The organism is Aeromonas sp. R4-2 (genome assembly GCF_040908295.1).
GTDB lineage: Bacteria > Pseudomonadota > Gammaproteobacteria > Enterobacterales > Aeromonadaceae > Aeromonas > Aeromonas veronii.
The window spans coordinates 78767-103030 of the sequence record NZ_JBFODL010000024.1; the positions used below are offsets into that span (position 1 = coordinate 78767).

The 24264-nt window shown below is 57.8% G+C and carries 23 protein-coding genes and 4 tRNA genes; 15 read left to right on the forward strand and 12 right to left on the reverse strand.

Going from position 1 to position 24264, the window contains the following annotated elements:
- The first annotated feature begins 116 nt into the window (after nucleotides 1-116).
- Nucleotides 117-752 (forward strand): FMN-binding negative transcriptional regulator, encoded by a 636-nt coding sequence (locus tag AB5Y99_RS18545; protein ID WP_139732675.1) that lies wholly within the window; start codon nucleotides 117-119, stop codon nucleotides 750-752.
- Between the two features lie 61 nt (nucleotides 753-813).
- On the opposite strand, the gene AB5Y99_RS18550 is transcribed toward AB5Y99_RS18545, so the two are convergent.
- Nucleotides 814-1269, reverse strand: coding sequence for a hypothetical protein (locus tag AB5Y99_RS18550; RefSeq protein ID WP_201908697.1), 456 nt, complete (start codon nucleotides 1267-1269; stop codon nucleotides 814-816).
- Between the two features lie 443 nt (nucleotides 1270-1712).
- On the opposite strand from AB5Y99_RS18550, the gene AB5Y99_RS18555 reads away from it, so the two are divergent.
- Complete coding sequence (locus tag AB5Y99_RS18555) at nucleotides 1713-2405, forward strand: B3/4 domain-containing protein (protein WP_368210461.1); 693 nt, start codon at nucleotides 1713-1715, stop codon at nucleotides 2403-2405.
- 63 nt (nucleotides 2406-2468) lie between these two features.
- Here AB5Y99_RS18555 and AB5Y99_RS18560 read toward each other — a convergent pair whose 3' ends face one another.
- From AB5Y99_RS18560 to AB5Y99_RS18590, 7 genes are all read right to left on the reverse strand, one after another.
- Entirely contained in the window at nucleotides 2469-3641 is a 1173-nt protein-coding gene (locus AB5Y99_RS18560; RefSeq protein ID WP_368210463.1) for a nucleoside recognition domain-containing protein, read from the reverse strand.
- 105 nt (nucleotides 3642-3746) lie between these two features.
- Nucleotides 3747-3822: transfer RNA gene (locus AB5Y99_RS18565), tRNA-Asn, on the reverse strand.
- 8 nt (nucleotides 3823-3830) lie between these two features.
- Nucleotides 3831-3906: transfer RNA gene (locus tag AB5Y99_RS18570), tRNA-Phe, on the reverse strand.
- A gap of 3 nt (nucleotides 3907-3909) precedes the next feature.
- Nucleotides 3910-3985, reverse strand: a tRNA-Thr gene (locus tag AB5Y99_RS18575).
- Nucleotides 3986-4037: 52 nt separating this feature from the next.
- Nucleotides 4038-4113: transfer RNA gene (locus tag AB5Y99_RS18580), tRNA-Phe, on the reverse strand.
- A gap of 377 nt (nucleotides 4114-4490) precedes the next feature.
- Nucleotides 4491-5204: a response regulator gene (locus AB5Y99_RS18585; protein ID WP_323892342.1), complete on the reverse strand. Its 714-nt coding sequence runs from the start codon at nucleotides 5202-5204 to the stop codon at nucleotides 4491-4493.
- Nucleotides 5194-6819, reverse strand: coding sequence for a sensor histidine kinase (locus tag AB5Y99_RS18590; RefSeq protein ID WP_323892343.1), 1626 nt, complete (start codon nucleotides 6817-6819; stop codon nucleotides 5194-5196). Before AB5Y99_RS18590 ends, AB5Y99_RS18585 begins: the two co-directional genes overlap by 11 nt.
- Nucleotides 6820-7174: 355 nt before the next feature.
- On the opposite strand from AB5Y99_RS18590, the gene AB5Y99_RS18595 reads away from it, so the two are divergent.
- The 8 genes from AB5Y99_RS18595 to citG are packed head-to-tail and all read left to right on the forward strand — an operon-like array spanning nucleotide 7175 to nucleotide 14535.
- Nucleotides 7175-8536 carry a 2-hydroxycarboxylate transporter family protein gene (locus tag AB5Y99_RS18595; RefSeq protein ID WP_323892344.1) on the forward strand — a complete coding sequence of 454 codons (1362 nt, stop codon included), beginning with the start codon at nucleotides 7175-7177 and terminating at the stop codon, nucleotides 8534-8536.
- Between the two features lie 27 nt (nucleotides 8537-8563).
- Nucleotides 8564-9424 (forward strand): fumarylacetoacetate hydrolase family protein, encoded by an 861-nt coding sequence (locus AB5Y99_RS18600; protein ID WP_323892345.1) that lies wholly within the window; start codon nucleotides 8564-8566, stop codon nucleotides 9422-9424.
- Nucleotides 9425-9472: 48 nt separating this feature from the next.
- The gene (gene citC / locus AB5Y99_RS18605; RefSeq protein WP_368210466.1) at nucleotides 9473-10462 is read left to right on the forward strand and encodes a [citrate (pro-3S)-lyase] ligase; all 990 of its coding nucleotides are present in this window, start codon (nucleotides 9473-9475) and stop codon (nucleotides 10460-10462) included.
- Nucleotides 10463-10479: 17 nt separating this feature from the next.
- Nucleotides 10480-10773, forward strand: coding sequence for a citrate lyase acyl carrier protein (gene citD, locus AB5Y99_RS18610; protein ID WP_155603920.1), 294 nt, complete (start codon nucleotides 10480-10482; stop codon nucleotides 10771-10773).
- Nucleotides 10770-11645 carry a citrate (pro-3S)-lyase subunit beta gene (gene citE, locus AB5Y99_RS18615; RefSeq protein WP_323892347.1) on the forward strand — a complete coding sequence of 292 codons (876 nt, stop codon included), beginning with the start codon at nucleotides 10770-10772 and terminating at the stop codon, nucleotides 11643-11645. Before citD ends, citE begins: the two co-directional genes overlap by 4 nt.
- 10 nt (nucleotides 11646-11655) lie before the next feature.
- Nucleotides 11656-13176, forward strand: coding sequence for a citrate lyase subunit alpha (gene citF / locus AB5Y99_RS18620; RefSeq protein WP_323892348.1), 1521 nt, complete (start codon nucleotides 11656-11658; stop codon nucleotides 13174-13176).
- Nucleotides 13173-13721, forward strand: a complete 549-nt coding sequence (gene citX / locus AB5Y99_RS18625; protein ID WP_368210470.1) for a citrate lyase holo-[acyl-carrier protein] synthase — start codon at nucleotides 13173-13175, stop codon at nucleotides 13719-13721. Before citF ends, citX begins: the two co-directional genes overlap by 4 nt.
- Nucleotides 13696-14535 carry a triphosphoribosyl-dephospho-CoA synthase CitG gene (citG, locus tag AB5Y99_RS18630; RefSeq protein WP_323892349.1) on the forward strand — a complete coding sequence of 280 codons (840 nt, stop codon included), beginning with the start codon at nucleotides 13696-13698 and terminating at the stop codon, nucleotides 14533-14535. The genes citX and citG overlap by 26 nt, the downstream gene beginning before the upstream one ends.
- Before the next feature lie 58 nt (nucleotides 14536-14593).
- Here the strand turns inward: citG and plsY are convergent, their stop codons facing one another.
- A complete protein-coding gene (gene plsY / locus AB5Y99_RS18635; protein WP_368210472.1) occupies nucleotides 14594-15208 on the reverse strand; it encodes a glycerol-3-phosphate 1-O-acyltransferase PlsY in 615 nt (204 codons plus the stop codon).
- A 157-nt stretch (nucleotides 15209-15365) separates the two neighbouring features.
- Between plsY and folB the strand changes: the two genes are divergently transcribed.
- From folB to AB5Y99_RS18650, 3 genes are all read left to right on the forward strand, one after another.
- Entirely contained in the window at nucleotides 15366-15737 is a 372-nt protein-coding gene (folB, locus tag AB5Y99_RS18640; RefSeq protein ID WP_040068960.1) for a dihydroneopterin aldolase, read from the forward strand.
- Complete coding sequence (gene folK / locus AB5Y99_RS18645) at nucleotides 15737-16246, forward strand: 2-amino-4-hydroxy-6-hydroxymethyldihydropteridine diphosphokinase (protein ID WP_201907863.1); 510 nt, start codon at nucleotides 15737-15739, stop codon at nucleotides 16244-16246. Before folB ends, folK begins: the two co-directional genes overlap by 1 nt.
- A 126-nt stretch (nucleotides 16247-16372) precedes the next feature.
- Nucleotides 16373-16861, forward strand: a complete 489-nt coding sequence (locus tag AB5Y99_RS18650) for a YbaK/EbsC family protein (RefSeq protein WP_368210474.1) — start codon at nucleotides 16373-16375, stop codon at nucleotides 16859-16861.
- On the opposite strand, the gene mdtD is transcribed toward AB5Y99_RS18650, so the two are convergent.
- Nucleotides 16833-18236, reverse strand: a complete 1404-nt coding sequence (gene mdtD, locus AB5Y99_RS18655) for a multidrug transporter subunit MdtD (protein ID WP_368210475.1) — start codon at nucleotides 18234-18236, stop codon at nucleotides 16833-16835. The two genes, AB5Y99_RS18650 and mdtD, sit on opposite strands and share 29 nt — an antisense overlap.
- A gap of 11 nt (nucleotides 18237-18247) precedes the next feature.
- Nucleotides 18248-18856, reverse strand: a complete 609-nt coding sequence (locus tag AB5Y99_RS18660) for a TetR/AcrR family transcriptional regulator (protein WP_368210477.1) — start codon at nucleotides 18854-18856, stop codon at nucleotides 18248-18250.
- Nucleotides 18857-18946: 90 nt separating this feature from the next.
- Here AB5Y99_RS18660 and AB5Y99_RS18665 point away from each other — a divergent pair, with 90 nt between their 5' ends.
- Together AB5Y99_RS18665 and AB5Y99_RS18670 are read left to right on the forward strand one after the other, a co-directional pair.
- Nucleotides 18947-20047 (forward strand): efflux RND transporter periplasmic adaptor subunit, encoded by a 1101-nt coding sequence (locus tag AB5Y99_RS18665; RefSeq protein WP_335841155.1) that lies wholly within the window; start codon nucleotides 18947-18949, stop codon nucleotides 20045-20047.
- Nucleotides 20044-23151, forward strand: coding sequence for an efflux RND transporter permease subunit (locus tag AB5Y99_RS18670; protein WP_368210480.1), 3108 nt, complete (start codon nucleotides 20044-20046; stop codon nucleotides 23149-23151). The genes AB5Y99_RS18665 and AB5Y99_RS18670 overlap by 4 nt, the downstream gene beginning before the upstream one ends.
- On the opposite strand, the gene AB5Y99_RS18675 is transcribed toward AB5Y99_RS18670, so the two are convergent.
- A complete protein-coding gene (locus tag AB5Y99_RS18675) occupies nucleotides 23136-24263 on the reverse strand; it encodes a GTP-binding protein (protein WP_317114167.1) in 1128 nt (375 codons plus the stop codon). The genes AB5Y99_RS18670 and AB5Y99_RS18675 overlap by 16 nt on opposite strands.
- Nucleotide 24264 lies beyond the last annotated feature (1 nt).

The window sequence follows — 24264 nt, forward strand, 5'->3', positions numbered from 1 at the left end:
CCGTTAACGCAGATAGAGGGCTCCAGCCCTCTTTTTTGCGCCCGAAATGGCTTGTCCCGCTGACTGGATGCCTGTAGTTGTTGAATGGATGTCAGCGCTCGATAGAAGGAATCTGCATGTATCTGCCACCTCATTTCACCACCGATGATCCCGAAGCTCTGTATCAACTGATGCAGGCACATCCGCTAGGAGCTCTGATCACCCATGGCTCACAGGGGCTGGATGCCAATCATCTGCCATTTGAGTTTGCAAAGGAAACCGGAGGGCAGGGAATCTTGCGAGCCCATGTCGCACGCAACAATCCTCTCTGGCAAGAGGTGCGGGATGGGGACAACGTGCTGGTGATCTTCAAGGCTGCGGATGCCTACATCTCTCCCAGCTGGTATCCAAGCAAGCATGATCATCACAAGCAGGTGCCAACCTGGAACTACAGTGTGGTGCATGCTCACGGTCGCATTCAGATTCGCGATGATGCCCGCTTCGTACGTCGCCTGCTGGCAAGTCTGACTCGTCATCATGAAGCCGGAGAACCGATCCCATGGAAAATGGCGGATGCGCCGAGAGAATATATGAAAACCATGGTGCAGGCCGTCGTCGGCATTGAGATCGAGATAGAGCGGCTGGTTGGCAAATTCAAACTGGGCCAGAACAAGGATGAAGCGGATCGGCAAGAAGCAGCTCACGCCTTACAAGCAAGAGGGCTGGTAGAAGTAGCCTGCGACATGGAGAACCCGCCATCACCTCGCTCATAACGTGCTAAACCACAAACAGAAACGGCAACCTCGGTTGCCGTTTTTTATTGCCTGCCACCGTTCACGCGCTGGCATTTAGCAGCTTGCCCACCCCCTCCCCCTTGCCATTGGGCAAGGTCTGTTTAAAGGCTCCGAGCAGCTGGTCGAGGTTGAGATGGCTGGCACCGAGGGAATCCTTGAGGGTATCGAGCTCGCTTTGTAGCGCATCGAGGCGGGTGCTCTGGGTACCGCTCGCCAGCTGGTTGCGGGCGCTGTCGATGGCAGCCGGGAGGGATTGGCCACCATTCTCCTGCCCCAAGGTCTGCATCAGCTCCCCCATAAAGTGGTTGATGGCCGAGCGGTTCTGCTCGCTGTCGGCATCCTTGATGCCGAGCCGCTGGAACAACCCCTGGACGGTCGGGGCAAGGTGCTCCTCCTGTACGGCAGGCTGCACGGGCTGGGGTTTGCTACTGCTGCCAAGCAGCTGGCTGCCCAGCTTGAGGGCGATCGAGGCAAGGGGAAGCAGGCTGCTGATCATGATATCTCTCCGCGACAACGACCCTTGATGGTGTTGCCAGGAGGAGTGCATAAGTGGGGCCAGAATTTAGTGAACAGCGCAGGACGAAATCAACTCATTGAGTCACCGAGTGATTTGAATCGCCGCCTTGTGTTCGGGCACTGCAACTGAGGTCATCACAAGAGAGCCGGGCGGCCAGCGACTGCCGCTGCAGATCGAGGCGGCAAAGGGGCATTGCCGCAGCAAACCGGAGACGGCAGGGCTCCTCTTCGCTATATGCTGGTACATGCCCACCATCCCCTCGATCACATCAGTTTTAATTCATAAAACTTATAGCCATTAAGATCATGTAAATTTTCTTATCTAAGATGTTCGCGCAAGATGGCTCTCAAACCGAATTTGCCGTCACCGCTATGCTGGCCGGCAGCCGCCTTCTCCCTGCCATTTTCATTTATGGAGTCGCTATGTCCCTGATCACCCCCCATATCTCCCCCGAAGTCAGCCAGTTGGCTCCCGGCTTTCGCGCTTTGAGCATCACGGTGCAGGCCGCCGCCGTGGTCGACCCGAACGTGGGGGCGCGAGCCCTTGATGAGGCCTGCAGCGCCATGCTGACCGCCGATGTACCGTGGGCAGAGGCGCATCTCGCCGCCTGGGGCGATCTGTTCAGAAAGTTCGGTGCCAAGCCGCAGCGGACTCCCTGTTCCGCCGAGGCTCTGAGAAAGCGGGTCGCCCGCGATGGCAACCTGCCGGCCATCGATCCCGTAGTCGATCTCTACAACGCCATCAGCATCCGCTACGCCATTCCGGTGGGGGGCGAAAACCTGCTCGCCTATGATGGGCTGCCGCGACTGGTGGTGGCCGATGGCAGCGAGCAGTTCGATACTATGAAAGGGGGCGAACCCACCCACGAATCTCCGGAACCCGGCGAGGTGGTCTGGCGGGATGACAAGGGGGTCACCTGTCGGCGCTGGAACTGGCGGCAGGGTGTGCGCACCCGATTGAGTGTCGATTCGGGCCAGATGTGGTTCATTCTGGATAGCCTGCCCGAGATGCCGCTGGCTGCGCTGCATGAGGCGGGGGAAAAACTGATCGCCGGGCTCCGGGAGATGATGCCGGAGGCGGTGATCACACAGAGCCTGATCGGCCATAACGAATAGGCGATTTTCGTCAGCAGGATAGAGAGAGGGGCGCCGCAGCGCCCCTCTCTCTTTTCACTCTGCTCAGCCCAGCAGCATATAAAGCTGGTGCGCTGCCACACCGGCGCACAGGCCGCCGATGGTGTGGGCAACGATGGCGCGGGAGGTGAGGTGGCGATAACCGAGGGCATCGAGCATGGCGGTGTGGGTGCTCAGAAAGCCACTCCAGCACATCCCCATGGCGGTAAACACCGCGACCTCGTTACCGGTGATCCACCCCTTGGCGATAAAGGGGGGCACCAGTGACATGGCGGCACCGACCGCACCAAGCGAGGTGGCCGGGAAAGCGACCAGCTCCGGCTGCTGGAAGCCGAACAGCAGGTCAAACAGCCAGCTCACCTTGGCGGCCAGCACCGGCAGCAGGGCAACCCCTTGAAACGCTTCGCCGGTATAGCCCTTGTCGCCGGGGCCGAAGGTGAGCAGCATCACGAAGGTACTGATGATCAGCACGCCAGGGATCACCGCCATCCCCAGCTCCACGCCAGATTTGCCGCCATCGAGCAGAGAGTTGAGGATCCGCAGCCAGCCGGGAGCCGCCTCTTTGGTCACCCCTACCTTGCGGCCGTCGGACGATACAGCGTCATCGTTCAGGACTTCCCCCACCAGTGGGCGGATCATCCGCTGCATCAGTCTGGTAGAGACCACCGAGCCCACCAGAGCACCCAGCAACCCGATCAGCGCCGCGCTGGCGGTGGATTCACCGCTCGGCAGCTGCAGGGTGGCCATAAAGGTGACCACGATCAGCCCCATGCCGAAGGCGGTTCCGAAGTTGGTCAGCGACACCAGCTGCCAGGGGGTGAAGCCCTTGCGAAAGCGGCTGTCCTTGGCGAGGCTGATCACCGCCGGGTTGTCGGAGAAGAAAGTCATCAGGGCCGCCAGCGCGGTGCGACCGGGCAGGCGAAACACCGGCTTCATCAGGGGGGCCAGCAGAACCTCCAGCAGGCGGATCACCCCGAACTCGCTCAAGAGCTGGCTCAGGGCACCGGAGAGCACCGTAATCCCCATGATAAAGAGCACGGTATTGAGCAGCAGCTGGTGGGCGGTATTGAACAGGGTGTTGACCATGGCAGAGAGGCCCATCTGGCTGCCGAGGTAACCGAACAGGCTGCCAAGAATAAGCAGTACCAGCACGGGTTCCATCCAGTTCCTAATGGCGGCAAGTCGCCCCTTTGACTCTGTAACTACATGATTTTCCATATCTATCCTGCGGTTCATCTGTGCGTGTGTGGTTGTTTTTATGGTTAAAAAATGGCTGCGCCAAATAGAAAAAAGCCCTTGTCTTGCGACAAGGGCTTTTTGAATTGGCTCCTCCTACTGGACTTGAACCAGTGACATACGGATTAACAGTCCGCCGTTCTACCGACTGAACTAAGGAGGAATTGTAATTGGTGCCCAGAGACGGAATCGAACCGCCGACACGGGGATTTTCAATCCCCTGCTCTACCGACTGAGCTATCTGGGCAAATGGTGCCGGCTACCGGAATCGAACTGGTGACCTACTGATTACAAGTCAGTTGCTCTACCTACTGAGCTAAGCCGGCACACTTTAAACCATTGTGCATGAACAAATTTTTTATTTCATGGCACCAAAATTGGTGCCCAGAGACGGAATCGAACCGCCGACACGGGGATTTTCAATCCCCTGCTCTACCGACTGAGCTATCTGGGCGTGGGCGCTATTAAACGGATTTTAAGGCGGATGGTCAACGGGAAATTTCACTTTTTGTCTCGTTCGTCTCTTTTTTGCGCAAATTGCACAACTATGAGCACTTTTCGGCATTTTCCCGAGTGTGGGGCAGCCAGAGATCAATAAGAGAGGTCGTCAGAACGGCTGGCTACAGGCAGAGAGCCTCCCCCTTATTGGCTGTCGTCATGGCTGAGTGTTTGACGCAGGACCAAGCTCCGCCAGCAGCCCAATTGTGAGTCAGCTAGCCATCACCTCTCATAGCAGAAAGAGGGCCGCCCCATTATGAGTGGTCACGGGGTTGGACTGCCCTGACACTCCTGTATCGGCTATGGGACTTATTCCCTCCTAGCCACACTGAGTCAGCCAGCTTGGGAAGTATCACCACCATCCACCACGCGACAATAGATCCGCCTCGGATGACCAATCTTGCCATACAGCATATCAACCCGCAGAAAACCGCTCTCGACACAGTGTTCGAGATAACGACGGGTGGTGGTTTTGCTTAGGCCTGTTGCACTGACTACATCATCCACTGAAAAGAATTGGCAATCTGCATCGTTGAACAGCTTTTGTACCAAGGTCAGCGTACTCTCTTCGATCCCCTTGGCACTGTTATCCAGACGATAATTTTTGGCCTGCAACAGATAAAGTGAATCGACACTCTTCTGGTCAACAATCTTCCAAAGCCGCTGTTGCTCGATAAATTGAACAAAACGCTCAAGAGACTGGTCAAGGCGCCGCCATGATACGGGCTTCAAGATGTAGTCAAAGGCCCCGTTACGGATCGCCTGACTGCACGTATTCATATCGCTGGCAGCGGTAATAAAAATGACCGAGGTATTGGCCAGCAGATCCGGGTGATTGATGAGCGTGATGCCTTTCCCATCGGGTAAATAGTTATCCAGCAAAATCAGCTGTGGCTGCTTGCTGGCGATCTGTGCCTGTGCATCAGCCAGTGATGACGCGATACCCACCAGCCGTAAACAGGGATGCTTCTGGATCGACTCCGAATGCAACTGTGCCAGCTCATTCTCATCTTCAACAATAAGGACGTCTATCGGTTCATATCGCATGATTATGTTTTTCCAGTCCTGAATTATTAATATGTTCAGCTACGGGTATAAAGATGGAAAATATTGTTCCACGGGGGATGTTATTCGTCACCTCGATGGAGCCGCCCACCTGCGTCACATAACTATTGACCAAATACAGACCTATACCATGGTCACCACTAACCTTGGTTGTCACCCCTCGTTGGAAAATATGCTCTCTAATGTTATTATTAATTCCAATCCCTTGATCAGCCACCTCAACAATCAATTCTCGCTGTGTCAGTTTAATCAATATCTCTACCGGGGCATGAGGTAATGGCGCACGTTGGGTTGCCTCAATGGCATTATCCAGCAGGTTGCCAATAATCGATATCAGTTCAGATTCCGCAAGCGTGCCAAACTCATTCGTCATCGAGCAAGCTGGGTCAAATTGTAACACCACTCCTTTCTCGGTGGCGCGTGAAACCTTGCCCAGTAGCAAACCGCATACTGTCGGTGAACTGAAATTCAACGAGATAAAATCAAGCAACTCTTGCGCATATTCAGAGTGAGCCTGGATATAACGAATTGCTTCATCATATCGCCCCATATGAAGCATGCCTGACAAGGCAGCCATCCGATTCAGTTGTTCATGCCGCATAATCCTAAGATTATCAACATATCGTTTCACTTGGCTTAATTGGGCACTCAATGAATCGATTTCTTTACGATCTCTGAATGTTATCACCCACCCCTGCAAATCATCTCCCAGCATAATTCTGACTCTACTGGCGATCACCGTTAAATTATTAAAAGTACAAATTTCATCATGCGTATCATTTGCCAGCATAATATTTTTATCAAAAAATGGCACTGGGCTTATCACATTACCAATCGGCTGACCACGTAAAGAGTGGGCAGATTGAGGAAAATCAAGCAATGTCCGTGCAGCATGGTTAATAACCTCAATATGTAATTGGCTATCAATAGCGATCACCCCTTCAAATATCGACTCCATCAGTGCTTTTTGTTGCCGCACCAGCAAGCCAATTTCTCGTGGCTCCAACGCAAACATCTGTTTTTTGATACTTCGAGTGAAATACCATGAAAATACAAATAGCGCAGCAAGGAAAGAGATCGCAACCATCAATATATTAACTACCTTGCTGATAGTGATGTTATCAAGATAACTCGTCAGATACCCCACCGAGACAATCCCGACAACGCGCCCGGCATCATCTCTAATTGGCACCTTGCTACGCAGGGACACGCCCAAGCCCCCACGACGCAGGGTCACTATGCTTTTTCCAGCCAACACTTCCGCATTATCACCGCCTATCAGAGCGGTCCCCACCCGATCATCAAACACCGAATGGTACAAATGACGCCCTTGCGTATCACCGATGACGATAAAACTGGCATCGCTTCGTGCAGCCAGTTTCTCCATTAATAATTTAATCGCTTCAGTGTCATTCTTCAGCACATCAAAGCGTAATGTCGGAATCAAGGCAATCTCTTCTGCCTGTATTTTTGCCCGTTCACCCATATGCTCATACAACTGGCGACTAAAACTTGTGTAATACATGCCCCCCAATACCAGAGAGAGTACCAGAGAAAACAACGCCAACGAGACAAACAATCTGATTTGGAACGACATTTTCATAACATTATGCAACAATAAAAACCAGCATTTAGCTTATCAGCTTTTATGCAATGTGGTGGCTCACAATAAAAATGTTGTGAGCTATTCCACAACATACCTGCAGCCCTAAGGCGACAATGCACGGGACAATTAATAAAGTTAGTGCTCTCTGTTACAAAATCGGCCGTGATTGAAAAGAAACCATAAAATCCATACTATAAAAAATGACATCGATCACGCAGGATAAAAAGAAACCATAAAATCCATAGCCACCATTAAAATCATGACTTTATCATGCGGTCACTCACACAAAGCAATCAGGGATGTCTATATCTTGGCGATGACAAATAACTGAAAGGATGGCTTGACTATGAGTGCAATAGACAACTTGGATGCACCAGGAGCACTGAATACCAAATCGCTCTCTCTCAAGGAGCGGTGGTGGTACATCATGGACACCTGGAAGGTAGGCATTATTCCACTGCCTCTTTTTATATTGGCTGGAGTACTGATTGCTATTGATTGTCTGGGTGGCAAATTACCCAGTGATATAGTTGTTATGGTTGCCACACTGGCATTTTTCGGTTTTGCCTGTGGTGAATTTGGCAAACGACTCCCTATTGTTGGTAAACTTGGTGCAGCCGCGATTTGTGCGACCTTTATTCCGTCTGCGCTGGTCTATTATGGTCTGCTACCTGACTCAGTCGTCGAATCAACAATAAAATTCTACAAATCCACCAACATTCTTTATCTCTATATCTGCTGCATTATTGTTGGCAGCATTATGAGCATGAATCGCCAGGTACTAATCCAGGGCTTCTTGCGTATCTTCTTCCCGATGCTGTGTGGCGAAATCGTTGGCATGATCGTTGGCATGGGTGTTGGCCTGGCATTAGGTCTTGAACCATTCCAGATCTTCTTCTTCATTATCTTGCCAATCATGGCAGGGGGGGTAGGAGAAGGCGCAATTCCACTATCTATCGGCTATGCCACGCTCCTCCACATGGATCAGGGGGTTGCCCTTGGCCGTATTCTGCCAATGGTAATGCTGGGCAGTTTGACCGCAATTATTATTGCAGGTTGCCTGAACCAACTTGGCAAACGCTACCCACATTTGACCGGCGAAGGCCAGTTAATACCCAACAGCAATAGCCGCGATGACAAAATCGCCAATTTGTCCGGCGCATTTACTGGCAAGACCGATGTGACAACCTTAGCTTCAGGGGTATTGCTGGCAGTCCTGCTTTATATGCTCGGCATGCTTGGTCATGAACTGATTGGCCTGCCTGCACCGGTCGGCATGCTGTTTATCGCCGTACTGGTGAAACTGACCCATGGTGTCTCACCGCGAATTCTGGAAGGTTCTCAGGTTGTTTATAAATTCTTTCAAACATCCGTGACCTACCCCGTGCTGTTTGCGGTTGGTGTCGCCATCACCCCATGGCAAGAACTGGTGAATGCCTTCACTCTGACCAACCTGCTGGTGATTATTAGCACGGTATCAGCACTGGTTGTGACCGGCTTCTTCGTGGGTAAAAAAATCGGTATGCACCCTATTGATGTCGCCATTGTCTCATGCTGCCAAAGCGGCCAGGGCGGAACGGGTGACGTGGCCATTCTGACTGCCGGCAACCGCATGAGCTTGATGCCTTTTGCCCAGATTGCAACCCGTATTGGCGGTGCAATCAATGTCTCCATTGCGCTGCTGGTATTGGGCAATTTCCTCATTTGATTGAATAGAAGTAATAAGGAACACGCGATGAAACTCGCAAGTTTTATGTATCAAGGTATGAGTAGCTACGGCATTGTCCGCGCGCAAGGCGTGGTCGATTTAGGACGCCGCCTTGGCCACCGTTATAACAATCTGAAGTCACTGCTTGATGCCAATGCGCTCAGCGAAGCGGCAAACTATCAACATGATCCTGTTGATCTGGATATTGCTGAGATTACCTTTTTACCGGTCATTGAACAGCCTGGAAAAATTCTTTGCGTTGGCATGAATTATGCCGCCAAACGTCAGGAGTTTGATCAACATAATCCGGCGCCCACGCTTTTTGTCCGATTTGCTGATTCCCAGACTGGCCACAACAGCCCCGTCATTAAGCCATATCACTCCAGCGAATTCGATTATGAAGGCGAGCTGGCGGTCATTATCGGCAAAGGCGGCGAGCATATCGCCGAACAGGATGCTCTCAGCCATGTCGCCGGGTATAGCTGCTATATGGATGGTTCGGCCCGGGACTGGCAGCACACCTGGTTTACCGCTGGTAAAAACTGGCGGCAAACCGGTGCCTTCGGCCCGTGGCTGACCACCGCTGACGAGATCCCCGACCCGCATCAACTGGCCATTCGCACCTGGCTAAACGGGATCATGGTGCAAGAGGACAACACCAGCAGCATGATCCACAAAATTGCTGACCTGATCGAGTACATCAGTACCTTCACTCGCCTCAGCCCGGGGGATGTCATCATCACCGGCTCACCCGGTGGTGTTGGCAAAAAACGCAACCCGCCACTGTTCATGAAAGCCGGAGATCGCATCGAGGTCGAAATTGAACATGTTGGCCGCCTGAGCAATGTGATCGTCGAATCACCCGCAGATGTGCAAAGTGCGGCCTAAGAGAACCCGGACAAGACTATGCAGTCACTACCCACAATTGACTTCAGATTGACCGACGTTGCCAAACAGCCGGAGCGCCTTGAGCGGCTTCGTGGCCTGCTCGCGAACAATGGCCTGGGGCTGGATGTCGACATCACCCTCTTTGTCGAGGCCTGGTCAGGCTTCAAATTGGTGGGATGTGCCGGTCTGGCACACAACGTCATTAAATGCGTGGCGGTCGACAAACAGTTGCGCGGTGCCAACCTGAGCACCCGGCTGCTGGCAGAAGTAGAACATCTGGCCCTGGAACAGGGCCATTTTCACCTGTTCCTCTGTACCAAACCAGCCAACCGGGAGCGTTTTGAACAGTGTGGATTCTGGCCCATTGCCCAAAGTGGCGATGATGCCATTCTGATGGAAAACACCCCCGGTGGCGTTGACCGTTACTGTCGTTCGCTCCTTCCTTACCGGCATGAAGGCAAAGAGGTCGGGGCGATTGTGATGAATGCCAATCCGTTCACCCTTGGTCATTATCACCTGATCACCCAAGCGGCCAAACAGTGCGACTGGGTTCATCTGTTTGTCGTACGGGAAGATGCCTCCTTTTTCCCGTTCCACGCCCGGCTGCAAATGGTGCGTGCCGGTGTGGCGAACCTAGCGAATGTGACCGTGCATGAAGGTTCAAAATACATTATCTCCCGCGCCACATTTCCGACCTACTTCCTGAAAGAAAGCGGCAAGGTGCTGCAAGCCTGGAGCGAAATAGACGTGATTACCTTTCGCGACCATATCGCCCCCGCGCTGGGCATTACCCATCGCTTCATCGGCACGGAACCGTTTTGCCAGATTTCCCGGCAATACAATCAGACGCTGCATGACCTGCTGGCTGACACGATTGATGTAGTGGAAATACCGCGTATCAAGGATGCCAACAAAGCGATTTCAGCGTCAGAAGTCCGTCGCTTACTTCAGCAGCAGCTCTTTTCCCGGATCAGAACGATCGTCCCCGAGAGCACCCTTGCCTATCTCGAAACCCATTACAGCGCGGAAGTCGCATAGCAGTTAAGGAATTCACCATGAACATAGTAAGAGAGGCGCTGGCAGGAACTCAGGAGTCCAGCGACTTGATGGTAAAGATTGCCCCCTCTGACCAAGGGTTGGAGATCGAAATCTACAGCGAAGTGATGAAACAGTTTGGCGAACAGATCCGCCAGGTCGTGGAGAGCACACTCGATGCCATGGGCATCACCCGGGGATTGATCATCATCGAGGACAAAGGGGCGCTGGACTGCGTCATTCGTGCCCGCCTGCAAAGCGCAATATTGCGTGCCACCGATGTGCAGCAGATTGCTTGGGAGAAACTGCAATGAAAAAACTTCGCCGCAGCATGCTGTTCCTGCCGGGGGCCAATGCCGCCATGCTCTCGACCGCCTTTATCTACAATCCCGACTCCATCATGTTTGATCTGGAGGATGCCGTCGCACTGCGGGAGAAAGACTCGGCCCGATTGCTGGTCTTCCACGCCTTGCAGCACCCCATGTATCGGGATATCGAAACCGTAGTGCGTATCAATCCACTGAACACCCCCTTTGGCCTACTCGATCTGGAAGCGGCAGTCCGGGGTGGTGTGGACGTGATCCGCCTGCCGAAAACCGATACCCCCGATGATATCTATGAGCTGGAAGGCCATCTGGAACGAATTGAGCTGGAATGTGGCCGGGAGGTTGGCTCGACCAAAGTGATGGCCGCCATCGAATCCGCGGTTGGCGTGATCAATGCGGTCGCCATCGCCCGCAGCTCACCGCGCCTGATCGGGATCGCCCTCGCGGCCTTTGACTATGTCATGGACATGCAAACTGAGCGGGGAGATGGCACCGAACTGTTTTACGCCCGCTGCGCCGTGTTGCATGCAGCGCGTGCCGCAGGTATCGATGCCTTTGACGTCGTATGGTCGGATGTGAATGACGAGGCCGGCTTTTTACGGGAAGTCGAGCTGATCCGCCGCATGGGCTTTAACGGCAAATCCCTGATCAACCCGCGCCAAATCGACCTATTGCATAACGCTTATGCCCCGACGCAACAGGAAGTCGAACACGCGCAGCGGATCATTGAGGCCGCCAAAGAGGGTGAGCGCAACGGATTGGGGGTGGTCTCCCTCAACGGGAAAATGGTGGATGCCCCCATTATCAATCACGCCCAAGTAGTGCTGGAGCGCGCCGCGGCCTCCGGCGTGCGCCGTTAAGGATTCAACCATGAAACAGACTGAACGACTCCATCTCAACTTTCCTCACCTGCGGGCACTGATCCCGTTCGCCGGAGCCTACAACGCAACCCCCTGGCTGGGAGATCAGGCTGCCAAGCACAATCGCAAACTGTGTGAATCCCTGGAGCAGGCGGTTGCACGTTGCGGCCTGCAAGATGGCATGACCATCTCGTTCCACCACGCTTTTCGCGAAGGGGACAAGGTGATCAATCAGGTCGTAGCCACGCTGGCCAAACTGGGCTTCAAAAATCTGACCCTGGCCTCCAGCTCCCTGATGACCTGTAATGATGCGCTGATTGAGCACATCAAAAACGGGGTGATCACCCGGATTTACACCTCCGGCATGCGCGGCAAGCTGGCCGACGCCATCTCCCATGGTCTGATGGATGAACCGGTCCAGATCCACTCCCATGGCGGACGAGTCAAACTGCTGCAAGATGGCGAACTGAAGATCGACGTAGCGTTTCTTGGCGTCCCCTGCAGCGACGAGTTTGGCAATGCCAATGGCACCCACGGCAAATCCTGCTGTGGTTCGCTCGGCTATGCGATGGTCGATGCCCACTTCGCCCGTCATGTGGTGCTGATGACCGAAGAGCTGGTGCCCTTCCCCAATATGCCTGCCAGCCTGGTCCAGGATCAGGTCGATTACATCGTCAAAGTGGAGAGCGTTGGGGATCCGGCAAAAATCAGCGTGGGCGCAGCCCGCGTCACCAGCAACCCGCGCGAACTACTGATTGCCCGCTTTGCCGCCGATGTGATTGAACACTCGGGTTACTTCAAGAATGGCTTCTCGATGCAGACCGGCTCCGGCGCGGCATCAACAGCCTGTACCCGCTTCATGGCAGAAAAAATGGAGCGCAATGGCGTCAAAGCCCGTTTTGCCCTGGGCGGTATCACCGGCAGTCTGGTCGATCTTCATGAAAAAGGGTTGATTGAAAAGCTGCTTGATACCCAATGCTTTGATGGCCAAGCAGCAGCATCTCTGGCTCGCAACCCCAATCACATTGAGATCTCCACCAACGTCTATGCCAACCCGGGTAGCAAGGCGACCTGCTGCGACCAACTGGACATCGTCATTCTGAGCGCACTGGAGATTGACGTCGATTTTAACGTCAACGTGATCACCGGCTCGGACGGGGTGATGCGTGGTGCATCCGGCGGTCACTGCGATGTCGCCGCGGCCGCCAATCTCACCATTGTGGTAGCGCCCTTGCTGCGCAGCCGCATCCCGACCGTAGTGAAGCAGGTCACCACTCGACTGACACCGGGCGAAAGCATCGATGTACTGGTCACCGATCACGGGATCGCGGTGAATCCGGCACGTCCGGAAATTCGTGCGCGACTGGCCGCTGCGGGGCTGAAACTGGTCGATATCGAGGCACTTTATGAGAAAGCCATCTCGCTGACGGGTAAACCGAAAGCGATCGAATTTACCGACAAGATTGTCGGCGTGATCCGCTATCGCGACGGGAGTGTTATCGATACAGTACAAGAGGTGAAAGAGAGTTGATCAGTGATAAAGAGTCCCCCGCTCTGGCGGGGGTCAGCCTGGAGCAACTGCTGGCGGCAAAGGAGTGCCGCGCAGCACGCCAGCAAGAGTGGCTGACTCGTTACCAGAACCCCATCATTTCACTCACCCTGGTCACGCCAGGGGCCATAAAAGATAGCCCCCGTTACCGCCAATGCATGCAAACCGCGATCACACAGTGCCAACAACTACTGCAAGCACAGCAATGGCAAGTCTTGGACCACCAGGTTCTGTGGCTACCCACAGGCCCGGAAGGACTATGGTCCATTGCCCACGCCGCCACCGACATTAAAACCGCCTGTGTCGCGCTGGAGCGAACTCACCCCCTTGGCAGACTGTGGGATCTCGATGTCATTTGTCATCAGTCCGGCCAGATCGGACGACGCGCCCTGGGCGAACCTCTCCGTCAGTGCCTGATATGTGATGAACCGGCGCACGGTTGTGCCCGCTCCCGCCGCCACCAGCTCCCAGAGCTAGTCAGACGAATCGAGGAGTTAATCGATGACTGCTTCACTACTCGCCCTTAAACGCCATGCCATCGATGTCCCAGCTATCGCGGCCCGTGCACTGCTTCAGGAGCTGGATTTGACCCCCAAACCGGGTTTGGTGGATCAAGCAAACTCGGGCTCGCACTCCGATATGGATTACCCACTGTTTTTACGCAGCATTGCCGCAATCACCCCCTGGTTGACCATCTTTGAAGAGATGGGCAGAGCAAATGCCCAGCAAACCCAGGATGGACAGTTGGCGCTGGTACGCCCGGCTGGGATGGCCTGCGAACAGGATATGCTCAACGCAACGGGCGGGGTGAATACCCATAAAGGCGGGATCTTTTCACTGGGTCTGCTCTGCTTTGCCGCCGGTCGTCTGCAGGGACAAAACAAGCCCGTGACCTGCGACAATGTTTGCCGGACGGTCAGTGAAATCTGTCAGGGACTGGTCAGTCGAGAGTTGCACCACACACACCATCCCAGCACGGCAGGTGAGCGTCAATTTCAGCAATTTGCCCTGACGGGAGCGCGAGGTGAAGTGGAAAGCGGTTTTGCTACGATAAGGCGCTTCGTCCTGCCACATTGGCATGCCGAGCAAGGGGAGCGACAGTTGCACCATGCCTTGTTAAGGCTGATGGCGACCAATAACGACAGTAACCTGGTCTCCCGAGGCGGTATTGCTGGCCTGCGCTACGTTCAAAGCTACGCGCAAAACCTGCTGAACAATGGCTGGGACTTGACCAGACTGCAAGATATGGACAGAGCGCTGATCGCCAAGCACCTGAGCCCTGGCGGGAGTGCCGACTTGCTAGCAGTCGCCTGCGTACTGGCCGAACTGGCCCATAGCTGACCATCACGGCGGGTCATGATTAACGCTGCACTCCCCCAAGGGGTTGCCTGCAGAGTCGCTACGACTCCTCTTTCTGCTTTACTCCTTTTCGCCCCCAGACTCTGGGTTCCTCCCCCTTGAGCAGGCGGGAGATGTTCTCGTGATGGCGGATCAGGATGAGGCAGGAGAGCAGGGAGACTGGCAGGGTATATTCGGGTTTGAGCAGATAGGTAAAGAGCGGCGTCAGCAGCACGGTAATGATGGAGGCCAGCGAGGAGTAGCCGCTCACCAGCAGCACCAGCAGCCAGGTGCCAATCACGGCGCCCCCCATGGTAAAACCGATGGGCATCATGGTCCCCAGTGCCGTGGCGACCCCTTTACCACCACGAAAATGAAAGAAGATGGGATACATATGGCCGAGGCAGGCGGCGACCCCGATAAAGCCGAGGTAGACGGGTTTGATCTGCAGATACCAGGCGAGATAGACAGGCACAGTGCCCTTGAGCACATCGAGCAGCAGCACCACCAGCGCCGCCATCCGGCCACCGAGGCGCAGCACATTGGTTGCCCCCGGATTGTGGGAGCCATGATCCCGCGGGTCGGGCAGACCGGAGCAACGGGAGACCAGCACAGCACTGGATAGTGAACCACCCAGGTAGGCCAGAATAATCATCAAAATCGTCAGGGCCGTCATCTTGGTCGTTTTTACCACGATATGAATGGGGTATGATGCGGGCCACATACGCTGGCATGGGCCCATGCCCACCCAGAGCGCCTCGGCAAGCCTGTTGCCCGGCCAGCATCCCTGCGCTGTCATCACAGCCCATCAAGAGTAAAGAAGAAGTACAGTCATGGACAAGGTGTTTATTCGCGGACTCGAAGTTTTGACCACCATAGGTGTATATGAGTGGGAGAAGGGCATTCGCCAAAAGCTCCGTTTTGACCTCGAGATGGGGTTCGACAACCGCCCCGCGGCAGCAACCGACGACATCAATCTGGCACTGGATTATGCCGACCTCTCCAACAAGATTTGCGAGCATGTCAGCGGCAAGGTGGTCGAGCTGGTCGAGACCATGGCCGAGCAGGTCGCCATGCTGGTGCTGACCGACGAGCGGGTACAGTGGGTCAAGGTGACCCTCACCAAGCCGGGCGCCGTGCCCAATGCCGCCGGGGTCGGCGTCGAGATCCTGCGCCATCGCACCCCGGCCGCGAGCAGCAACTGATGACCACCATCTATATCAGCCTCGGCTCCAACATCGAGCGGGATCGCCATATTCGCGCCGGGCTCGATGCCCTGCACGCCGAATTTGGCGAGCTGCGGGTCTCCCGGGTATTCGAGAGCGAGGCGGTCGGCTTCAACGGCCGCCCCTTCTACAACCTGGTGGCGGCTGCCGAGACCAATCTGCCGCTGACCACCGTCTGCCAGCGACTGCGGGCCATGGAGTTCGCCCACGGCCGCGAGCCGGATGCCAAGAAGTTCGCCCCGCGCACCCTGGATCTCGACCTGCTGCTCTATGGCGATCTGGTCTGCGACACCCCGCTGGTGCTGCCGCGCGGTGAAGTGCTCACCAACGCCTTCGTGCTGTGGCCGCTGGCCGAGCTGGCCCCCAAACTGCGCCACCCCGTCGATGGCCGCACCATGGGCGAGCTGTGGCAAGCCTATGACAAGGCCTCCCAGCAGCTGTGCCCCATTCCCTTTCACTGGGAAGCGTGCGAATTGCAGCATCACTGATCCGCAAGGGCGCCTCACGGCGCCCTTGTTGTTTTCACGGACAGGGTTGCTTATCACGGATAAGAAAGTGTCATTGGGCCTGACCCTGCGAGGCTGGCAGGATAGCGCCCACTACAGGAGAACCCCATGCCACTCGATACCATTCACCACTTTAACTGCCAGCTGCTGGCCGAACTGCCCCACCAGCGCTATGAGCATGAACCCATCCTCGACTACGCCACCGATGAAAAGGTCAAGGCCCGCCTCGGCTGGCAGGCTGAGTTCAGCAAGACCCTGTTTCTCAAGTTCAAGGATGGCCGCTTCGCCCTGCTGCTGACCCACAGGGACGGGCGGCTCGACAACAAGGCGGTCAAGGCCGCGCTCGGCACCAAACCCTCCATCTGCACCGCCGAAGAGATGCAGGCGGAGATCGGCTGCCTGCCGGGGGCGGTCTGCCCCTTCCTGCCCCGCGCCGATATTCCGCTACTGGTGGATCCGCAACTGCTCAACCACACCGCCTTCACCTGGACTCCGGGCCACCCGGAGCAGACCTTTCTGCTGGCGACCGAGCATCTGGCCGAAGTGCTGGCGCAGCTCCCCTGCGAGGTCAGCTATCTGCCCTCGCCGACGGCGTAGCCCCATCGCGCGCCAGCTGGGCGAAGATCAGCGCCGCCAGCATGGAGAGCAACCCGACACAGAGGTAGGTAAGATGGAACCCTGCCAGCCACTGACCCTCGGCCACTAAGGTGCCCGCCGAGAAGAGCCCAAGCAGGCTGGCGGCAATCGCCACCCCCAAACTCATGGAGAGTTGCATCACTACCGAGAGCAGACCGTTGCCACTGCTGGCCAGGGTCGGGCTGAGATCTTGCAGCGTGAGAGTGTTCATGGCGGAGAACTGCAGCGAGTTGATGGCGCCGAAGATCGCCAGCCAGCCCAGCAAGACCCCGTAGGGGAGCTGGTTGTCGATGAAATAGAAGCTGGCGATCATCGCCCCCAGTAGCAGGGTGTTGCCGATCAGGATGCGGCGATAGCCCACCTTCGGAATAAGCTTGTTCACCAGCGTCTTGGTCAGCATGGCGCCAATCACGGTGGGGATCATGGTCATCCCCGCCTTGCTCGGGGAGAAGCCGAGCCCCAGTTGCAGAAACAGCGGGGTGAGGAAAGGCATGGCGCCGCTGCCAAGGCGGGCAAACAGGTTGCCCCAGATGCCGATGGCAAAGGTGGCGGTCTTGAACAGGCTCAGGCTAAAGAGCGGCTGCGGTGCATTGGCGGCATAGAGCCAGTAGCTCGCCATCGCCGCCAAGCCGAAGATCAGTGCAAACAGCGCCCAACCGGTGGAGATGCTGTGCTCCCCCAGTCCCTGCAAGCCGACCGACACCAGCACCATGCCGACGCTGAACATCACAAAGCCCTGCCAGTCGAACCGGGCGGTCTGCTGCCGCAGCTCCGGCATAAAGTGCCAGCTGGCGATAAAGCCGAGCAGCCCCACCGGCAGGTTGATGAGAAATACCCAGTGCCAGCTCGCCACCTCGACCAGCCAGCCACCGAGCGCCGGCCCCATCAGCGGGCCGAGCAGCCCCGGAATGGTGACAAACGACATCACCCGCAGCAGCTCGTGCTTGTCATAGACCCGCAGCACCGCCAACCGTCCCACCGGCATCAGCAGCGCACCGCCAATCCCCTGCAACACCCGGGCGGCCACCAGCATGGAGAGCGAATTGGAGGCGGCACAGGCGAGCGAGCCGAGCGTGAAGAGCGAGATGGCGGTCAGATAGATGCGGCGGGTGCCGAATCTGTCTGCCAGCCAGCCAGAGGCAGGGATCAGCAACGCCACCGTCAACATATAGGCAATGATCACCGACTGCATCTGCAGCGGGCTCTCTCCCAAGGTCTCGGCCATACTGGGCAGGGCGGTGTTGAGAATGGTGCCATCCAGCGCCTGCATAAAGAAACCGACCGCCGCCAGCAGGGGCAGCCACTTGCGCTGGGCATCTGTCACTGTGTGGCTCATTGCCACCTCCATTATTTTTGCGGGGGAGCGGCGGCGGTCAGGAAGAGATCGACACAACTCAGGGTCCAGGCATCCTGCTCGGCAGCGCTCTGGGGCAACGGCAGACCCAGCTCACGGAGCATGCGCTCCTTGCCCTGCCACATCAGCAACAGCTGCAAGGCGGCCTGTTCGCTGTCTTGATGGCACAGCAGGCCTTGCTGCTTCTGCTGCTCCAGCCAGTTGGACAGCATATTGGTCACATAGAGCGGGCCCGCCTCGAAAAAAAGGGTGGCCAGCTGGGCATCGTTGCAGCTGATGCAGGTGCGAAAGATATTGATGGCATCATCGCTCAGGATCAACTTGCGAAAGCTGCGACCAAAGGCAATCAGACTCTCCCGCACATTGTTGCCACGCAACAATACCTCCGGCATCAGCTCACTGCTGACGCACTTGCTGCCCACCGCTTCGGCAAACAGCGACTCCTTGTTGGCAAAATGGCTGTAGACCGTCTGCTTGGAGACGCCCGCTTCACTGGCCACCATGTCCATGCTGACCAGATGCAGACCGTGCTGACAGAAGAGCCGCCCGGCAGCATCGAGGATCGCAGCCCGCTTCTGCTGACTACGGGGTGAAATGTTCATTTTTCCTCCACAATCAAACTGGACAGTCTAGTTTCGAAAAACTAGACTCACCGGTGTGATTTGATGTTATGTCAACCAGAGGATGATGTCATGACACTTTGCTTAATCCTGCTGGCGCTGTTACTGAGTGGCTGCAGCCCGGTCACAGAGTCAGAAGAAACACCCGCCCTGACCCGGGTGATCGCCCAGCCGCTGCAAGCCAGCGATCACTACCCGGTGCTGCACCGCTTCAATGGCCGGGTGATCGCCCCTGAGCACAGCCAGATAGGTTTCGAGCTGGCAGGGCGGATCGCCACCCTGCACAAGGGACGCGGAGAGCCGGTCGCGGCTGGCGAACTGCTGGCCACACTGGATACCCGGCTGCTGGCAGTGGAAGCCAAAGAGCTGGCCGCCCGGGCCGCCCAGAACGAGGCCGAGCTGACCCTTGCCCGGCAGACGCTCGACCGGCTCACCGCCTTGCGCCAGCAGCAGTTCAGCTCCCGTCAGGCGCTGGATGAACAGCAAGGCAAAGTCCGCATGCTGGAGGCAAGCGCCAACCAGCTGGCCGCCGCCCTCGAAGCCAACCGGGTCAAACAGGAGAAATCACAGCTGCGCGCGCCCTTCAACGGAATCGTAGTCAGCCGCGAGCAGGCATTGGGGGCTGTGGTGGCCGCAGGCCAGCCTCTCTTCTCCCTGACCCGCAGCGGCCAGTGGGAGGCCGATATCGGCGTGCCGGTGAAACAGGCCGAGACCCTGATCGTCGACCAACACTACCCCTTGCAAAGCGGTGCGCAATCACTGGAGGGGCGCCTGCTTAATCTGGGAGTACAAGTGGACGGGCAGACCCACACCCGCACCGCCCGCTTCCAGCTGACCAGGGGCGGCGAACAACTGGCAGAGGGGCAACTGATCACCCTGCTGCATCAGACCCGCGAGCCTACCCGCGCCTACGAAGTGCCGCTCACCGCGCTGACCCAGGGATTGCGCGGCAGCTGGACCCTCTATCTGCTCAACGATGAAACACCACCCCGGGTGGTCAGTCGGGACGTCACCCTGCTGCAGCAAGATGGCGAACGAGCCTGGATCAGTGGAGCCCTGAATGGACAAGAACAGCTGGTGACCGATGGCCTGCATAAACTGGTGCCGGGCCAGCAGGTCACCCTGACAACCAGCATGGATCATCAGGCAGGCCATCCGGAGCCACAGTCATGATCCGCCCGTTTATCGAGAATGGCCGCCTGCTGCTGTTGACGGTCGCGCTGCTGCTGACGGCCGCCCTTGCGGCATTGCAGATCCTGCCCAGAACCGAAGATCCCCAGCTCACCAGCCGTTTTGCCAGCGTGGTTACCCACTTCCCCGGGGCCAGCGCCGAACGGGTGGAAGCGCTGGTGAGCGAGCCCATCGAGAACCGGCTGCGGGCCCAGAGCGAGATCAAGCTGATCGAGTCGAGCTCTCGCCCCGGCCTCTCCATCATCAATCTGGAGCTCAAGGATGAGGTCAGCGATGTCGAGCCCGTCTGGTCCAGAGTCCGTGATCGGCTGGCAGATCTTGCCGCCGGACTGCCAGCCGGCGCCAGTGCCCCCAAGCTGGATGACGAGAAGGGCTACCCCTTCACCCGGCTGGTCAATGTGGTCTGGCGCGGGCCGGGCCAGCCACAACTGGATCGCCTCGCCCGCTACAGCGCCGAGCTGGAACGCCGGGCTCGCCAGTTGCCGGGCACCGAATACGTCGAGCGGGTCGGGGCACCGCAGGAGGAGATCGAGGTGCGATTCGATCCCCTCGCCCTCAGTGCCAGCGGCATGAGTGGCGAACAGCTTGCCCAGGCGCTGAGTGGTGCCGATGCCAAAGTGGCCGCTGGGGAGTTGCAGGGCAGCCACAATCGCTTTCAGGTAGAGATCCGCGGTGCCCTCGATACCCTGGAGCGGATCCGCCAGATCCCGCTGCGCACCGGCGAGCAGGGCCAGACCCTGCGCCTTGGCGATCTGGCCGAGGTAAGACGTACCCTGCACCAGCCGGAGAGCCAGCTGGCCTTTGCCAATGGTGAGCGGGCCGTGGTGGTCGGCCTGCGCATGGCACAGGATCACCGCATCGACCTCTGGTCGGCACGGGTCGATACCATGCTGGCCCAGCTGCAACAGGACTTGCCGGATAATATCGGCCTCGTCACCAGCTTCGATCAGCAGCGTTATACCGATCAGCGGCTCGACACCCTGCTCATCAACATTGTGCAGGGCTTCCTCATCATAGTGGCGGTGCTGCTGGTGACCTTGGGGGTCAAGGCCGCCATTATCGTGGCCCTGTCGCTGCCGCTTACCGTGGCGTTCTCATTCGCCTGCATGAACCTGATCAATCTGCCCATTCACCAGATGTCGGTCACCGGTCTGGTGGTGGCGCTCGGGATCATGGTGGACAACGCCATCGTCATGGCGGATCGGGTGCAGTATCAGCGCCGCCACGGCATGGCCATGAGTGCCGCCGCACTGGAAGCCATCGGCCACCTCTGGCTGCCACTGCTGGGCTCCACCCTCACCACCATGCTCGCCTTTATGCCGATCATTCTGATGCCGGGCCCGGCGGGCGAGTTTGTCGGCGGCATCGCCTGGGCGGTGATCTGTTCGCTGCTGGGATCCTACCTCATCGCCCACACCCTGGTGGCTGGCCTCGCAGCCCGCTGGATTGGCAGTGACCAGGGGGGACGCTGGTATCAGGATGGCTTGCACCTGCCCCGGGTGAGCGCCCATTTCCAGCAGAGCATCGCCATGGCGCTGGCTCATCCCTGGCGCACCCTGCTGCTGGTCAGTCTGCTGCCCCTGCTCGGTTTTTGGGTGGCGGGCCGCCTCACCGAACAGTTTTTTCCCCCTGCCGACCGGGACATGATCCACATCGAGGCCAGCCTCTCCCCACAGGCGAGCCTGGCGCGCACCCGCGAGCTGGCACTGGGGATCTCTGCCGAGCTGGCCAGTCTCCCCGAGCTGGTTCGCCAGGATTGGGTGGTGGGCGACAACGCCCCCAGCTTCTACTACAACCTGGTGCCCAGAAAACAGGGGCGGGCCGATTACGCCCAGGGGATGATCACCCTGCAGGATGCCGATGCCGCCGAGCGGCTCATTCCACAACTTCAGCAGCGGCTCGATGCAAAATTTCCCGAAGCGCAGATCCTGGTGCGCAAGCTGGAACAGGGGCCGCCTTTCAATGCCCCGGTCGAGCTGCGGCTGTTTGGCCCCGACCTTGAACAACTGCACCGTCTGGGAGAGGAGCTTCGCAGTCTGCTCGCCAATACCCCGGCCGTGGTGCAGACCCGCGCCACCTTGCAGGCCGGGGCCCCCAAACTCTGGTTGCAGGTCGATGAGGAGGCCGCCCGACTGGCAGGCATGAGCCTGACCGATGTTGCCTCCCGGCTGGCTGGCGCACTGGATGGCAGGTTGGGCGGCACTGTGCTGGAAGGCACCGAGTCAATCCCGGTACGGGTGCGACTGGCCGAGCCCTTGCGTCAGGATCCGGATGCGCTGCTCAATGTGCCGCTGTCGCTCACCGGCACCGGCCAGCAAGGGGCTGCCAATCTCACCTTGCGGGCGCTGGCCACTCCCGAACTGCTGCCAAGCTGGGGGGAGATCAGCCGTCGGGATGGTGAGCGGGTCAATGTGCTGGAGGCCTATCTGGCGGTCGGCGTACTGCCGCAAACCGTGCTGGAGCAGGTCAAAGAGCGGCTGGCCGCCAAGGCGCTGGCGTTGCCGCCGGGCTATCGACTGGAGTTTGGCGGGGAAGCCGCCAAGCGGGATGAATCGGTGGGTAATCTGATGGCTCACGTCAGCCTGGTCGCCGTGCTGCTGGTGGCCGTGCTGGTGCTCAGCTTCAACTCGTTCCGGCTGGCAGGCATCGTCACCCTGGTGGCGATCCAGTCGGCTGGGCTCGGGCTGCTGTGGGTCTGGCTGCTGGGGTACCCCTTCGGGTTTACGGTGATCATCGCCCTGCTGGGACTGATGGGGCTGGCCATCAACGCCGCCATCGTCATTCTGGCCGAGCTGAAGGCAGACCCGCTGGCACAACAGGGCAATCTGCCGCAGATCCGCGATCTGGTGGCCGGTTGCAGCCGCCACATCGTCTCGACCACCATTACCACGGTGGGCGGCTTCATCCCGCTATTGCTGGGGGGCGGCGGCTTCTGGCCCCCCTTTGCCATCGCCATCGCCGGTGGCACAGCGCTGGCGACCCTGCTCTCGTTCTACTTTGTGCCGGTGGCGTTTGTGTTGTTCAACCGCCGCCGTCCTGACCCGGTACAGGAGAGCTGCAACGCGCAAGATCAGTTGTCGGGCTGACCCAGCATGGCTTTGAGCCGCTCTTCCAGAGTGGGCTCGGGGGCCTTGAGGGTCGCCATAAAGAGATGCTCGATACCGGCCTTGTCCTGACTTTTCACGATAAACACCAGTCGGGACTGAGCCTTGCCCTCCGGCCAGTCGCCCAGCGCCTGCAGCGGATAGAGCTGGCCGTGGACGCCGTGGATCACCACCGGCTGGCTCTCCCCTTCCAGCTGCAAAATCCCCTTGAGACGCAGCAGGGCATCGCCATACTGCGCCTGCACCGCATCGATGGCGGCCAGCAGACGAGAGGGCTTGAGCGGCTCGCCGATACGCAAAGAGAAACTCTCGATGTTGCCGTGCTCGAAGTGGGTGGGCGCAGCTGTGCCCACCTTGGCGGCGAACGGTTGCATCTTCGGCTGCATCGGTGACGCCAGCCCCTGCTTGGGGGATTCGGTGCGCAGCCAGGCAAGCAGCTGGCGCACATCGCGCCCCGCCGCTTCGTTGTAGGCGCCGAGCTTCTCCAGCACTGCTGGCGACAGTTCGCCATTGGTCACCTGCTGGATCGGGGCCGCCGGGTTGAGTGCAGCCAGCTGGGCTTCGACCCGCGCCAGCTGTTCGTCCTCCACCAGATCCCCCTTGCTCACCACCAGCAGATCCGCCAGCGCCACCTGTTTCACCGCTTCATATTGAGCCGCCAGCTGCTGCTCGATATGGCCGGCATCCACCACGGTGACAGTGCCATCGAAGCGGTAGCGCTGGGCGATAAAGCCCTCTTCGCGCAGGGTAAATAGCACGGGGGCCGGATCTGCCAGACCAGTGGTCTCGATAATCAGCCGCTTGAACGGTTTGATCTTGCGCTGGATGGCCTTCATAAACAGCCCCTGCAGCGCCTCCACCAAAGAGCCCTGCACCGAGCAGCAGATGCAGCCAGAGTCGAGCAGCATCACCTGCTCATCCACCTGTTGCACCAGATGGTGATCCAGCCCCACCGAGCCGAACTCGTTGATCAGCACGGCGCACTCGCCAAGCTCCGGCTGCTTGACCCAGTGGTTGAGCAGAGTTGTCTTGCCGCTGCCGAGAAAGCCGGTCAGCAGGGTCACTGGGATACGGGTATCTTGCATATCGGTCATG

Excerpts from the sequence above, each read along its gene's own strand:
- AB5Y99_RS18545 (WP_139732675.1), top strand. The coding sequence starts at position 117 with ATGTATCTGCCACCTCATTTCACCACCGATGATCCCGAAGCTCTGTAT.
- AB5Y99_RS18550 (WP_201908697.1), bottom strand. The coding sequence starts at position 1,269 with ATGATCAGCAGCCTGCTTCCCCTTGCCTCGATCGCCCTCAAGCTGGGC.
- AB5Y99_RS18555 (WP_368210461.1), top strand. The coding sequence starts at position 1,713 with ATGTCCCTGATCACCCCCCATATCTCCCCCGAAGTCAGCCAGTTGGCT.
- AB5Y99_RS18560 (WP_368210463.1), bottom strand. The coding sequence starts at position 3,641 with ATGGAAAATCATGTAGTTACAGAGTCAAAGGGGCGACTTGCCGCCATT.
- AB5Y99_RS18585 (WP_323892342.1), bottom strand. The coding sequence starts at position 5,204 with ATGCGATATGAACCGATAGACGTCCTTATTGTTGAAGATGAGAATGAG.
- AB5Y99_RS18590 (WP_323892343.1), bottom strand. The coding sequence starts at position 6,819 with ATGTCGTTCCAAATCAGATTGTTTGTCTCGTTGGCGTTGTTTTCTCTG.
- AB5Y99_RS18595 (WP_323892344.1), top strand. The coding sequence starts at position 7,175 with ATGAGTGCAATAGACAACTTGGATGCACCAGGAGCACTGAATACCAAA.
- AB5Y99_RS18600 (WP_323892345.1), top strand. The coding sequence starts at position 8,564 with ATGAAACTCGCAAGTTTTATGTATCAAGGTATGAGTAGCTACGGCATT.
- citD (WP_155603920.1), top strand. The coding sequence starts at position 10,480 with ATGAACATAGTAAGAGAGGCGCTGGCAGGAACTCAGGAGTCCAGCGAC.
- citE (WP_323892347.1), top strand. The coding sequence starts at position 10,770 with ATGAAAAAACTTCGCCGCAGCATGCTGTTCCTGCCGGGGGCCAATGCC.
- citF (WP_323892348.1), top strand. The coding sequence starts at position 11,656 with ATGAAACAGACTGAACGACTCCATCTCAACTTTCCTCACCTGCGGGCA.
- citG (WP_323892349.1), top strand. The coding sequence starts at position 13,696 with ATGACTGCTTCACTACTCGCCCTTAAACGCCATGCCATCGATGTCCCA.
- plsY (WP_368210472.1), bottom strand. The coding sequence starts at position 15,208 with ATGACGGCCCTGACGATTTTGATGATTATTCTGGCCTACCTGGGTGGT.
- folB (WP_040068960.1), top strand. The coding sequence starts at position 15,366 with ATGGACAAGGTGTTTATTCGCGGACTCGAAGTTTTGACCACCATAGGT.
- folK (WP_201907863.1), top strand. The coding sequence starts at position 15,737 with ATGACCACCATCTATATCAGCCTCGGCTCCAACATCGAGCGGGATCGC.
- AB5Y99_RS18650 (WP_368210474.1), top strand. The coding sequence starts at position 16,373 with ATGCCACTCGATACCATTCACCACTTTAACTGCCAGCTGCTGGCCGAA.
- mdtD (WP_368210475.1), bottom strand. The coding sequence starts at position 18,236 with ATGAGCCACACAGTGACAGATGCCCAGCGCAAGTGGCTGCCCCTGCTG.
- AB5Y99_RS18660 (WP_368210477.1), bottom strand. The coding sequence starts at position 18,856 with ATGAACATTTCACCCCGTAGTCAGCAGAAGCGGGCTGCGATCCTCGAT.
- AB5Y99_RS18665 (WP_335841155.1), top strand. The coding sequence starts at position 18,947 with ATGACACTTTGCTTAATCCTGCTGGCGCTGTTACTGAGTGGCTGCAGC.
- AB5Y99_RS18670 (WP_368210480.1), top strand. The coding sequence starts at position 20,044 with ATGATCCGCCCGTTTATCGAGAATGGCCGCCTGCTGCTGTTGACGGTC.
- AB5Y99_RS18675 (WP_317114167.1), bottom strand. The coding sequence starts at position 24,263 with ATGACCGATATGCAAGATACCCGTATCCCAGTGACCCTGCTGACCGGC.